Annotated in this window: 15 protein-coding genes; 12 read left to right on the forward strand and 3 right to left on the reverse strand. The window is 61.7% G+C overall.

Translation table 11 applies throughout. The features are described from left to right. Window positions 1-43: 43 nt before the first annotated feature. The 9 genes from AC1DZE_RS09910 to AC1DZE_RS09950 all read left to right on the forward strand — a co-directional run bounded on the left by AC1DZE_RS09910 (window position 44) and on the right by AC1DZE_RS09950 (window position 8,089). A complete protein-coding gene (locus tag AC1DZE_RS09910) occupies window positions 44-925 on the forward strand; it encodes an ABC transporter permease (protein ID WP_477673876.1) in 882 nt (293 codons plus the stop codon). After that, window positions 922-1,626, forward strand: coding sequence for a GntR family transcriptional regulator (locus AC1DZE_RS09915; RefSeq protein ID WP_477673875.1), 705 nt, complete (start codon window positions 922-924; stop codon window positions 1,624-1,626). Before AC1DZE_RS09910 ends, AC1DZE_RS09915 begins: the two co-directional genes overlap by 4 nt. Before the next feature lie 117 nt (window positions 1,627-1,743). Further along, a complete protein-coding gene (locus AC1DZE_RS09920; RefSeq protein WP_477673874.1) occupies window positions 1,744-2,496 on the forward strand; it encodes an aspartate/glutamate racemase family protein in 753 nt (250 codons plus the stop codon). A 267-nt stretch (window positions 2,497-2,763) separates the two neighbouring features. After that, on the forward strand, window positions 2,764-3,624 hold the full coding sequence (locus tag AC1DZE_RS09925) for a 3',5'-nucleoside bisphosphate phosphatase (RefSeq protein WP_477699992.1): 861 nt from the start codon (window positions 2,764-2,766) through the stop codon (window positions 3,622-3,624). After that, a complete protein-coding gene (locus tag AC1DZE_RS09930) occupies window positions 3,624-4,529 on the forward strand; it encodes a DMT family transporter (protein WP_457279560.1) in 906 nt (301 codons plus the stop codon). The genes AC1DZE_RS09925 and AC1DZE_RS09930 overlap by 1 nt, the downstream gene beginning before the upstream one ends. Before the next feature lie 24 nt (window positions 4,530-4,553). Then, the gene (locus tag AC1DZE_RS09935; protein WP_477648056.1) at window positions 4,554-5,189 is read left to right on the forward strand and encodes an L-threonylcarbamoyladenylate synthase; all 636 of its coding nucleotides are present in this window, start codon (window positions 4,554-4,556) and stop codon (window positions 5,187-5,189) included. Window positions 5,190-5,311: 122 nt separating this feature from the next. Continuing rightward, complete coding sequence (locus AC1DZE_RS09940; RefSeq protein WP_477669742.1) at window positions 5,312-5,986, forward strand: site-2 protease family protein; 675 nt, start codon at window positions 5,312-5,314, stop codon at window positions 5,984-5,986. Continuing rightward, a complete protein-coding gene (locus tag AC1DZE_RS09945) occupies window positions 5,983-7,293 on the forward strand; it encodes a tryptophan--tRNA ligase (RefSeq protein WP_477673494.1) in 1,311 nt (436 codons plus the stop codon). Before AC1DZE_RS09940 ends, AC1DZE_RS09945 begins: the two co-directional genes overlap by 4 nt. Window positions 7,294-7,504: 211 nt before the next feature. Then, complete coding sequence (locus tag AC1DZE_RS09950) at window positions 7,505-8,089, forward strand: response regulator transcription factor (RefSeq protein ID WP_457279564.1); 585 nt, start codon at window positions 7,505-7,507, stop codon at window positions 8,087-8,089. Window positions 8,090-8,114: 25 nt separating this feature from the next. Here AC1DZE_RS09950 and AC1DZE_RS09955 read toward each other — a convergent pair whose 3' ends face one another. Continuing rightward, window positions 8,115-9,485: a sensor histidine kinase gene (locus tag AC1DZE_RS09955; RefSeq protein ID WP_477669744.1), complete on the reverse strand. Its 1,371-nt coding sequence runs from the start codon at window positions 9,483-9,485 to the stop codon at window positions 8,115-8,117. Window positions 9,486-9,567: 82 nt separating this feature from the next. Then, the gene (locus AC1DZE_RS09960) at window positions 9,568-10,437 is read right to left on the reverse strand and encodes an XRE family transcriptional regulator (protein WP_477699993.1); all 870 of its coding nucleotides are present in this window, start codon (window positions 10,435-10,437) and stop codon (window positions 9,568-9,570) included. A gap of 143 nt (window positions 10,438-10,580) precedes the next feature. Between AC1DZE_RS09960 and AC1DZE_RS09965 the strand changes: the two genes are divergently transcribed. Next, on the forward strand, window positions 10,581-10,949 hold the full coding sequence (locus AC1DZE_RS09965) for a helix-turn-helix domain-containing protein (protein WP_457279567.1): 369 nt from the start codon (window positions 10,581-10,583) through the stop codon (window positions 10,947-10,949). A 37-nt stretch (window positions 10,950-10,986) separates the two neighbouring features. After that, the gene (locus AC1DZE_RS09970) at window positions 10,987-11,625 is read left to right on the forward strand and encodes a hypothetical protein (RefSeq protein ID WP_477699994.1); all 639 of its coding nucleotides are present in this window, start codon (window positions 10,987-10,989) and stop codon (window positions 11,623-11,625) included. Here the strand turns inward: AC1DZE_RS09970 and AC1DZE_RS09975 are convergent. Then, entirely contained in the window at window positions 11,596-11,859 is a 264-nt protein-coding gene (locus tag AC1DZE_RS09975) for a hypothetical protein (RefSeq protein WP_477699995.1), read from the reverse strand. The genes AC1DZE_RS09970 and AC1DZE_RS09975 overlap by 30 nt on opposite strands. A 167-nt stretch (window positions 11,860-12,026) precedes the next feature. On the opposite strand from AC1DZE_RS09975, the gene AC1DZE_RS09980 reads away from it, so the two are divergent. Further along, complete coding sequence (locus tag AC1DZE_RS09980) at window positions 12,027-12,221, forward strand: DUF3606 domain-containing protein (RefSeq protein WP_477669747.1); 195 nt, start codon at window positions 12,027-12,029, stop codon at window positions 12,219-12,221. Window positions 12,222-12,227: the final 6 nt, after the last annotated feature.

Here is a 12,227-nt window from a genome sequence, read left to right on the forward strand (position 1 = left end):
GGGGCGGCCCGGCGCTGCGGCCCCTTCTGCGAAGGTTCTAACTATGTCCGAAAAACGCTCCGCCGGCTTCTGGTTCCTGGCCGCATTCTTTGCGCTGTTTGTGCTGTTCCTGTATGGCCCGATGTTTGTCATCGTGGTGCTGAGTTTTCAGGGGCCTGAAGGCGGGCTGACGTTTCCGCTGCGCGGCGTGTCGCTGCACTGGTTTTACAAGCTGGCCGAAGGGCTGGGCGTGGTCGACATCGGCGCGGCGCTCAAGCGCTCGCTGGGCCTGGGCCTGGCCGTGATGGCTTTCACGGTGCTGCTGTCGGTGCTGGCCGGCCTGGCTTTTCGCAAGAAGCTCGCGGGCGGCAACACGCTGTTTTTTGTGGTGGTGGCCAGCCTGATCATGCCGTCCATCATCGTTTCGCTGGGCATTGGCCTGGAGTTCCGCCTGCTCGACACCGGCGTCAAGAAAGCGCTGGAGGCTTTCGGCATGGCCGATGCACTGGAAGGCTACGGCACGTCGCTGGGGCTGTTCACGTCGGCGCTGGGTGCGCACCTGACCTGGACGCTGCCCTTTGGCCTTTTGATCATGTTCGCGATTTTCAACCGCTTCAACCCGGCCTACGAAGAAGCCGCGCGCGACCTGGGCGCCACGCCGTGGCAGGGCTTCCGGCATGTGGTGCTGCCGCTGATTGCGCCTTCGGTGGTGGGCATCGGCATGTTTGGTTTTACCCTGAGCTGGGACGAAATCGCCCGCACCTCGCAGGCCATCGGCGACGTGAACACCCTGCCGCTGGAGCTGCAGGGACTGACGACCACCGTCACCACGCCGTCCATTTATGCTCTGGGTACCGTCACCACTGTGGTGTCGTTGCTGGTCATGGCGCTGGCCCTGGGCCTGGCCTGGTGGCTGGGCCGCCGGCAAAAGAAAGGCACCCGATGAGCGAGGCAACGACAGCCACTCCCCTGACCGATAGCGAAATGTATGAGCGCGTGATCTCGGCCATCCTGGACCACCGCCTGCCGCCGGGCACCAAGCTGGTCGAAGACAAGCTGGCCGGTGCCTTCGGCGTGTCGCGCACGCGCATACGCCCGGTGCTGGTGCGCCTGGCCAATGAGCAGGTCGTCACCCTCATTCCCAACCGCGGCGCTACTGTGGCCCAGCCTACCGAGCAGGAGGCGCGCGAAGTCTTTGAGGTGCGCCGGCTGATTGAACCCACGCTGGTGGAGCTGTTCATTGCCAAGGCGAGCGAGGCCGACATGCAACAGCTCAAACGCTGCATCGACGACGAAGAAGCCGCGCGCCTGGCCGGCGACATGCACCGCGCCATCCGCCTGTCAGGCGACTTTCACCTGCAGATCGCCGAGCGCGCCGGCCACCAGACGCTGGGCCGCATCCTGCGCGAGCTGACCTCGCGCACGTCGCTGATCCTGATGACCTACAGCACGTCCCACAAGGACAGCCGCGACGAAGCCGCCGCCTGCGGCTGCCGCGAGCACCGCAAGCTGCTGGACGCAATTCGCCTGCGCGACGTCCAGGAAGCCGCGCGCCACATGCGCGAACACCTGACGCGGCTGGAGTCGCAGCTGCAGTTCACGCCGCCGGCCGACGATGCGCCCGACTTGTCCACGCTGTTTAGTTGATGGCCCCCACGCTTTTCACTTCGTGTAATGCGCTGCCCCCCGAGGGGGCCGCCCGCCTGCGGCCCGGCAAAGCCGGTTCCGCGGCTCATGCTGGGTTGAAGATTCAGGGCGTGTGCAATGCGTAAGCTGTTGGTCATCAACCCGAATACGTCGGCTTCGGTCAGTGCGCTGCTGCAGACCCACGTACAGGCCGCCGCCGGGCTGCACGTGCAGGTGCGCACCGTCACTGCGCGTTTCGGTGCGCCCTATATTTCGGACGAAGCCAGCTATGCCGTCGCGTCTCACGCCACGCTGGACGCTTGGGCCGCTGCGCTGGCCAGCACAGGTGAAACAGGTGGCGCACCTGAAACGCCTGATGCGGTGCTGATCGGCTGCTTTGGCGACCCTGGCCTGCTGGCGCTGCGCGAAAGCAGCCCGGTGCCGGTGACCGGCCTGGCCGAGGCGGCCTTCATCGAGGCGGCGCGCCATGGACGCTTTGCCATCGTCACCGGGGGCGAGCGCTGGGGGCCAATGCTGCAGCGGCTGGCCCAGGCGCTGGGCCATGCGCCTTCGCTGGCCGGCATCCACACCGTTGCGCCGACCGGGGCGCAGCTTGCGGCCGACCCTGCCGCCGCGCGCACCCTGCTCGCCCAGGCCTGCCGCGACGCGGTGCGCCAGCTGGGCGCGCAGGCCGTCATTCTGGGTGGTGCAGGCCTGGCAGGCATGGCCGCGACCCTGCAACCCGGGGTGAGCGTGCCGCTGATCGACAGCGTGCTGGCCGGCGCCCACTGGGCCCTGCGCAGCCATGCACCGCCACCGCAGCGCAGCCAGCCAGGCTTTGATGTGCCGTGGGAGAAACTCTCGCCGGAACTCACTGCCTTGGGGCTTTAAGGCTGCAGCCCAACAGGAACGGGCGCAAGTAGCTATATATTTCATAGCAACCGGTCATTTCAAGCGTAGTGACGCATATCCGGCGAGGCAGAGAACGCTATTAAATTTATAGCTGATCGCGCTTGCCTATATTGGGCTGGCGGCCTGAAACATCTCAAAACCGCCTTCAGTGCAAGGGCATCGCGCGCACGCGCAAAGCGAGCCTTCTGGGGTCAGGGAGATTGCAGCCGGCCTGCACCAATACCCTGCAAAGCCTAAAATGGCTCAGTGACTCCCAAAAACATCCTGAATGCCGACCTGCACTGCCACTCTGTGGTGTCAGACGGCACGCTGACACCGGAGGCACTGGCTGAACGGGCCAAGGCCAACGGGGTCGAACTCTGGGCCCTGACAGACCACGACGAAATAGGCGGCCAGCACCGTGCCGCCGCCGCTGCCAAAGCGCAGGGCATGCACTACCTCACGGGCACCGAGGTGTCTGTGACCTTCGCGGGGCAAACGGTCCACATTGTTGGCCTGGGCTTCGACGCCAACGACCCTGCGATGCAACAAGGCCTGCGCAATACGCGCGGCGGCCGTGAACAGCGCGCCATGGAGATGTCGGACTCGCTGGCCAAGGTCGGCATCATGGGCGCTTACGAAGGCGCGCTGAAGTTTGTGGGTAACCCCGAGCTCATTTCACGCACGCACTTTGCCCGCTTCCTGGTGGAATCCGGCGTGTGCCGCGAAACGCCTGAAGTCTTTCGCAAATACCTGACCGAAGGCAAGCCCGGCTATGTGCCGCACCGCTGGGCCAACCTGCGCGACGCCGTCACCTGGATCACCCAGGCCAAGGGCATTGCCGTGATTGCGCACCCGGGCCGCTACAAGTTCACCCCCAACGAGGAATACGCCTTGTTCACCGAGTTCAAGTCCCATGGCGGGCGTGGCGTGGAGGTTGTCACTGGCAGCCACACGCCGCAGGAATACCTCAAATACGCCGAAACGGCCAAAGAGTTCGGCCTGGCCGCTTCGCGCGGCAGCGACTTCCACAGCCCCGACGAAAGCCACACCGACCTGGGTACCCTGCCATTCCTGCCGGGCGAACTGACACCGGTGTGGGAGCTGCTGGTGGACCGCATCCAGTGATGGCCGGCCCCGCGAGAAAAACCTCTCCTGCCCTGACCGGCATTGCGCTTCTGGTAGCCGCCATGGCCTGCTTCGCCGCGCTGGACACCACCACCAAACGGATATCCCTGAGCGTGCCCATCCTGATGGCGCTGTGGTTTCGCTATGCGTTCCAGGCCGTGGCCACGACCGTGGTGATGCTTCCTGCGCGCGGGCGAACGCTGTTTCGAACGGCGCATCCCAGGTTCCAGCTTTTACGCGGCGTACTGCTGCTGACCAGCAGCGGGTTGGCGTTTTTCAGCCTCAAATACATGCCCGTGGGCGAGTTCACGGCCATCATCATGATCACGCCGCTGGTCATCACCCTGCTGGCATCGCTACAGCTGGGTGAGCGCGTACCGGCGTTGCGCTGGGGGCTGGTCCTGGGAGGCTTTGCCGGTGCGCTGATCATCATCCGGCCGGGAAGCTCCGGCTTTGACTGGACGCTGCTGCTACCGTTGAGCCTGGTGGTGTCCAATGCCTGGTTCCAGATTTTGACCAGCCGCCTGGCCCGTACCGAAGACCCGGCAACCATGCACTTCTACACCGGCTGGGTGGGCACGCTCATCGCCTCGCTGGCCCTTCCCTTTGTCTGGACTTCGCTGGATTCCTGGGTGCTTTGGGCCTGCCTTTGCCTGATGGGCTTCCTCGGAGCCGTCGGGCACTTCATGATGATTCTTGCCTATGCGCGAACCACTGCATCAACCCTGACGCCGTTCCTTTACGCCCAAATCGGTTTTGCCATGCTGGGCGGATGGCTGATCTTTTCCCATGTTCCGGATCAGTGGTCGCTGCTCGGCATTGCCATGATTACCGTGTGTGGTGCCACTGGCGCCTGGCTTGCGGTACGCGAGAGCCGGATCATCATTGAACCCACCGAATCCTGAAACCCAAGCCGGCGACAAACCTGTATGTCACAGTTTTTTGAAGTTCACCCCGAGAACCCGCACACCCGCCTGCTCAAACAGGCGGTGGCACTGCTTGAACGCGGCGGCATTGCGGCCGTGCCAACCGACTCCAGCTATGCCCTGGTATGCCACCTCGACGACAAGGCCGCGGCCGACAGCCTGCGCCGTATTCGCGGCGTCGACGACAAGCACCACCTCACCCTGCTGTGCCGCGACCTGAGCGAGCTGGCGAACTACGCGCGGGTGGACAACAAACAATTCCGGCTGCTCAAGGCCGCCACGCCAGGGCCCTACACCTTCATCCTCGAAGCCAGCAAGGAAGTGCCGCGCCGCGTGAGCCACCCGTCGCGCAAGACCATCGGCCTGCGCGTGCCGGAGCACAAGGTTTTGCAGGCGCTGCTGGAGCTGCATGGCGCGCCGCTGCTGGCCACCACGCTGATTCCGCGGGACGGCACCGAGCCGCTGAACGATGCGCACGAGATCCGCGAGCTGCTGGAGCATGAGCTGGCCGCCGTGATCGACGCAGGCGCCTGCCACCAGGAGCCGACCACCGTGATCGACCTGACGGCCATGGGCGACGGCGGCGAGCCTGTCGTGGTGCGACAGGGCCGGGGCGAGCTGGCTGCATTAGGCCTTTAGCGAGCGGACTCCCCTTCAAGCAGGGGCCGCGGAACCGGCTTTGCCGGGCCGCAGGCGCAGCAGCCCCCTTCGGGGGGCAGGGAGCTACACGAAGTGAGCGACCGTGGGGGTCATAATTCGGCATGGATATCGCCAACCTGATTCAAACCGTCGCCATCTACGCGCTGCCAGTGCTCTTCGCCATTACCGTGCACGAAGCTGCGCATGGGTATGTGGCTCGCTATTTCGGTGACAACACCGCCTGGATGCTGGGCCGTGTCACGCTGAACCCCGTAAAGCACATCGACCCCCTCGGCACCATCGTCATGCCGCTGCTACTGTATTTCGCCACCTCAGGCACCTTTCTGTTCGGCTACGCAAAACCGGTACCCGTCAATTTCGGAAATTTGCGCAAACCCAAACGCGACATGATCTGGGTGGCACTTGCGGGCCCCGCCGCCAACTTCATACAGGTCGTACTTTGGGCCGTGTTGTATGCGGTGCTGATCAACGCCGGTGTCCAGGAGCCGTTTTTCCTGGTCATGTGCCAGGCTGGCGTACTGGTCAATCTCGTGATGTGGGCCTTCAATCTTTTTCCTTTGCCTCCGCTTGATGGCGGCCGCATCCTGGTGGGCCTGCTGCCGTGGAAGCAGGCTCAGTTTGTCGCCCGCCTCGAACCATGGGGGTTTTTCATCGTCATGGGGCTCGTTCTCCTTGGCATCGTCAGCGCTTACTGGCTCTGGCCACTGGTGGTGCTGGGATACAGCTTGCTGGATCTGATCAACCTCCCCATTTCATTGCCCCCAAGATTGTCATGAATACACCGTCCCCCACCCGTTTCCTCACCGGCATCACGACCACCGGTACGCCCCACCTGGGCAACTATGTCGGCTCGATCCGGCCGTCGGTTCAGGCCAGCTTTCGCGACGATGTCCGCAGCTTTTACTTCCTGGCCGACTACCACGCACTGATCAAATGCGATGAACCCGCGCGCATCCAGCAGTCCACACTCGAGATCGCGGCGAGCTGGCTGGCCGCCGGGCTGGACCCGGAGCGCGTGACGTTCTATCGCCAGTCCGACATCCCGGAAATCCCTGAACTCACCTGGCTGCTGACCTGCGTCACAGGCAAGGGCGTACTCAACCGTGCCCATGCCTACAAGGCCTCTGTCGACAAGAACGAGGCAGCCGGCGACGACCCGGATGCCGACGTCACCGCCGGCCTCTTCATGTACCCGGTGCTGATGGGCGCAGACATCCTGCTGTTCAAGACGCACAAGGTGCCGGTGGGGCGCGACCAGATCCAGCACATCGAAATGGCGCGCGACATGGCGCAGCGCTACAACCACCTGTACGGTGAGCACCTGGTGCTGCCCGAAGCGGTGATTGAAGAGTCCGTCGCGCTGCTGCCCGGACTGGACGGTCGCAAGATGAGCAAGAGCTACGACAACACGATTCCGCTTTTCACCCCACGCGAGCAGATGCGCAAGCTGATCGCCGGCATCCTCACCGATTCACGCGCACCGGGCGAACCCAAGGAAGTCGAGGGCTCGGCGCTGTTCCAGATTTACCAGGCCTTTGCGAGCGCGGACGAAACCCAGGCCCTGCGCAAGGCCTATGCCGAAGGCATTGCCTGGGGCGATGCCAAACAGTTGCTGTTCGAGCGCATTGACCGTGAAGTAGTGCCCATGCGCGAGCGATACCACGACCTCATCAGCGACCCGGCAAAGATCGAGGCGACCTTGCAGGCGGGTGCGCAGAAGGCGCGCGCGGAGGCCACGCCTTTCATGGGCGAGTTGCGTCGCGCCGTTGGTTTGCGCAACCTCGCGATAAAGCCGGCTGGCACGTCGAAAGGGAAGTCAGTCAAAAGTGTTGCTCCGGCCTTCAAGCAATACCGTGAGAAGGACGGCCAGTTCTATTTCAAGCTGCAGGATGCCGACGCCAAGGTGCTGCTGCAGAGCCATGGCTTTGAATCTCCCCGTGAAGCCGCGCTGATAATTTCCACCCTGCAGAACGAAGGGACCGGTGCGCTTGCTGCACTGCAAGATAAGCTTCAAATCTTGCCCGGTATCGAGGCAGCCGAGGTCGAAACAGCGCTACGTTTTTTTGCACCTGTAACTCCCTGAGTTGCGGGATTAAGCAATTTGGGCCAGGGGCTTTGGCCGTGCGCGGTGGCCTTCGACAGAATCACATTGGTACGAAAGACTTATTCATTGTTGTTTTAGGGTATTACCACCCTGAAAAAATACCGCAATTTCAAGTTTATTAGTGCCCCAAAGTTGACATTCACCAGTTATGCTCGATAGCTGACAGGAACGATACTTCAGACGTGAACTAATGAGTATTTTTGTAATAGATGACCATCCGCTGATGCGCGAAGCGGTTGTCATGTTGATTCGCCGCCTTAGCAGCAAGGCCACTGTGACCGAGCTGGACCGGCTCGCCGCGGTAATGCCTGCCGTGCAGCAACACGGTGTCCCCGAACTCATCTGCCTCGACTTGAGGTTGCCTGACACCAATGGTGTTTCGGGCGTGCGTGAGCTCAAACACCAATTCCCCAACGTGCCCCTGGTGGTGCTGTCGGCCGCGCCGGCCCAGGACTACGAGGACCTGTCCATTGAGGCAGGTGCCGATGCCTACATCCAGAAGTCTGCGGGGGCCACCGAGATATCGAACGTCCTGCGCGTCTTCCTGAGTGAAGAACTCGACCCGGAGCCATCCACCCCAACGGAAAAACTGTCCAAGCGGCAAAAGCAGTTGCTGGTCATGCTCGACAAAGGCATGAGCAACCGCGACATCGCCGAAGAGCTGCAGATCAGCGAGCACACAGTGAAAGTGCATTTGTGGCGGCTGTTCCGGCGCCTGAATGTCAAGAGCCGCTCACAGGCCAGCCACCTGGCGCGCACCCAGGGCTTGCTCTAGCAAGACCGGGCAACACCGGGCCGGGTCACTGGCCTGGCGTGCGCAACTCCACCCAGAAGACACTGCCACGCCCGCTCCTGGAGGCAAGCCTCACAGGATGCCCAAGCGCCTCGCTCAGGCGCGAAACGATGGCCAGGCCCAACCCAAAGCCTTCTTCGGTACCCTGCAGGGGAATCCGGTAGAACTCCTGAAAGATCGCCTTCTGGTGTTCTTTCGCGATGCCCACACCGGTGTCCCATATCTCGATGCATGGCACTCCGCGCCGCCGGCGCACAGCCAGCAGCACACCGCCTCGATGCGTGTTGCGCAGCGCGTTCGACAGCAGGTTGCCGACCAGCCGCTGAAGCAGCACTGGGTCAGACCTTACCTGTCCCACTGCAGGGCGAATCCTGAGGCGCAGGTTGCGCTCCCGCGCGAAGGGTGCGTATTGCGCCTCCAGATCCTGCACCAGCCCCGCCAGGTCTACGGCCTGCAGGTTGACCCGCAGCGGACTGGACTCCAGCCCCGCCAGGTCGAAGAGGGAGTTGAACAGGTCGTTGACCGCCTTGGTGGACCGGACGATCTTGGGCGCTATCTGCGCCACGAATTCTGGCTCGGCAGCCAGCCAGCCGGCGTACAGGTCCAGGGCATGCACCGGCTGACGCAGGTCATGCGCGGCGCTGGCGATAAAACGGTTCTTGATCTCGATGGCCTCAAGGGCGGCACGGCTTTTTTCAGTCAATGATCTGATCAGTTCGGAGTTGTCGTACTGCAGTTCGAGGTTGGCACGCTGCACCTGGTGAAAGCGCTGGCCCGACACGCGAATGACCACCCAGTAAATGACGATCAGCACCACCATGCCCCAGGTATTGAACGTGGAAGAAATTCCTCTTTCCAGCATCAGCTGGTAGAAAAATACCGTCAGGGTGGAAATGCCCAGGCCGTTCACATAGCCTTTGAAGCAGGGAAGCCAGGAGGAAAAGGTGCCCACCGCAAACCCGGCCATTCCGACCAGGACGATCATGCCGAGGAACTGGTCATACACGGGCGCTTTGAGGAAGTACACAAACATCGACGCACCCCAGACCATGGCACTCATGGGCCACGTCCACGTGTAGCGCGCCATGAATGCGCGCAACGCAGGGCCGCTGACGCCCAGCAGCGAACGCTGGTAAATGCCGATGACGCGATACCGCACCAGGGTCACCAGCGTCGCCGCCGTTGCCCAGATGCCCAGACTGAGCAGGTCTACATGGCGGTAGAGAATCACCACCATGGACACGATCAGGACCAGTGCAGAATGCAGGGCCGGGCGGGCATACCGCATGAAGATGTGGATCAACCGCATTTCCACCCAATCCTCGCGCGAGATATCTGGCGCGCCCTGGATAGGCCGGATCGCTGTGGGGTGGTCCATGGAATGCGAGTTTACGTTGCATCCGGGGCCGCAATGCCATCCGCGGCGCACGCCTGTTGCGTTGCGGTCTAGGGACTTACGCTCAGTTAAAAGTCACGCCGGCCCAGCGCACGCGGCCAAGCACGGCAAAATCCCGGTCTGTACTTTCGTAGCCCTGGATGTCAAACGGTTCATACGCCGGGTTGTAGCTGCTGACGCGCAATATCTTGCCGGGCAGGCGCTGCAGTTTTTTGACCAGCAAGGCGCCGTCAAGCCGTACCATGTGCACGCCCTCCGTCAGGGCATCGCGATCCCGCAAGTCAGTCAGCACTGCGTCCCTGGAATGCAGCCACGGCTCCATCGAGGCGCCCGCCACCGTGGACATGACAATGTCGTTATGGTCAATGCCCAGGTCATACCGGATGAACTGCACATCAAAGGGTCGCATCGCCACGACCGACCCAAGGTCGTTGAATACATCCCGGCCCGGCGAAGCGCGGAGGTCAAACAGGGGCGCATAGACAAACGTGCCGGTCTCGACCGCGCGCACGTCGCGCGCCACTGCCGCAGCAGCCCGGGTTTCGTCTGGAGCTTCCCGGCCCAGTAGTTGCCCAGGCGTCAACCGGTATTCCCTGGCGAGTACTTCCAGCTCGAACGCATCCGGCAGGCTGTCGCCACGCTCTATGTTCCAGATGGTGTTGCGGTGAACCCCGACCGTGGCCGCAACCTCATTGATTTCCCTTGTACCCCGGGCCATGCGGCAGCGCTGGCCAAACTGGCGCATGAAAACCGACCTGGCTTCGGTTCGCACAGACCTGGCACCCGCCTTGTCGACGGCTGCTGCGGCCTCATGCAGGTACCACGCAATGGGCTCTTCCGCCTTGACCGGCGTTACGGCGGTAAAGGAATAGTGCTGGAGCTTGCCAGATGAGCCAGATCCCCCCGCCCCTGATGCTGCTTCTTTTGTGTTCATGAACACTATTTTGTTCCCCCCAGCACAAAATGAGCAAACATAACACTCATTTAATTGGTAAAAAATACAATAAAAGTAGCACAAATTGAAACAGGCAGAAAAAAATGTTTGACTTGGCCTGTTTTGTGCTCAAAATATTAGATATGAGCACAATTAAATCGACACCCGCACAGGAAGATATGCACCCCGCCGATGTCATTGCTGCCCTCCGCAAACGCGGTACCAGTCTTCGAAAAATTGCCATGGAAAACGGTTACAGCCACATACAACGCGTGCTGACCAGCCCCTGGCTGGCGGCCGAGCAGCTCGTGGCACGCGCCCTCGACAAAAGGCCCGAGGATCTCTGGCCGTCGCGTTACCTCAATCCCGCCAGCCGGGCGCTGGCCTTTCAGCAGACGCGCAAGATCACGGTCACCATGCCGCATCAGCGCAATCAGGCCCAGCGCAAACTGGCACACGAGCTGACCGCCAACAACGCCCTCACGGATGGGCCTCCGTACTCCCAACCGTAAACGTCGTCAGAGCGCCTGAGCGAGATCGCGACCAATCATGGGCGACCTTATCACCCACGATGTACGTGCCCTGTGGTTGCGGTTGCGCGCCACCGGCGGCTGGTGGACGCTGGCCTCGCTTCACCCTCACTGGAAACCCACGTATGAACCCAACGATGTCCAGCAAGCCATGGACATGCTGGAAGCAGGCGGCTTTGTGGAAAGCCGTCACCAGACGAGCCGGCTGAGCTACGGCGTCACCCCCAATTGCCAAATTCCGCCCGGACTTGAGCCTGTCAACGACCAGGAGCCCGCCAACCAGGCGGTGGCGAAATGGTCCGATTGGCCCATTCGCCGATGGGTTGACTGGCAGGCAGCCAGAAATGAATTCATCGAAAGACGGACGGCCGGCGTCGTGCTATGGCGGCCACCTCCACACCGACACGACATCCAGTCAACCCGATCACAAAGGAATCACATGCTGCTATCCAGCACCGGAATCAAGTTACGCGTTCATCTACGTACCCACGACGGTGAAAACGTCTTCGTAGAACTCGAAAACGAAGACATCGAGAAAGCGGCAATGGCCAAAGCCAGCGTGACCGAAGCCGAAGTTCATCCCATCAGGATGATGTGCGTTGAATTCGTGCAGGCGATGACCAGCCCACTAAACAGCGGTGACCGCCTGAAAGCGTAACCGTAGCCCGGAAAGCCTTCCATCCTTCGCCGGTGCTGTCCTGAGGGAGCGGCCACCGGCGCCGCTGCGGCAGCCGCCTTCCTGGGCGCAGCGGCAGTGCCAGTGACCAGCACTGCGCATCCGTGCCGCCGGCGTGAGCAGCAGCAAACCCAAAATCCACAGCAGCATGAGCGCATGGAACGGTTTCATGGCATCGGCCTTGTCACATATCGTGACATGTGTTCCTGCAAACATCTCCTCTAATTGAAGGATGTGATATTCATCGAAATATAGGAAAGTGCACAGGTAAAGCGTGGTCGGTGCAATATGGCGTGATTTTTTGCACCAATTACTTACGACAAGTCCGCACTGCCACGCTTCAGTAGGGCTCCATGAAATGTCCCATTTGAAGGGGGTACATCATGTCACAAAAATTTCCTGACGCAGACAGCACGACCAACCGCATCAGCCTGACTAATCCGCGCGTCGTGGAGTCGTGGTGCTCCGAGTTGAAATGCACAGAGTATGAATTGCGTGTGGCGGTCTATGCGGTAGGCAGCGAACCCGACGAGATCCGCAGTTATTTTCATCGCAGCAGAGACACCTGCCAGCAATGATTGCGA

The organism is Polaromonas sp. P1_F1 (assembly GCF_056405795.1).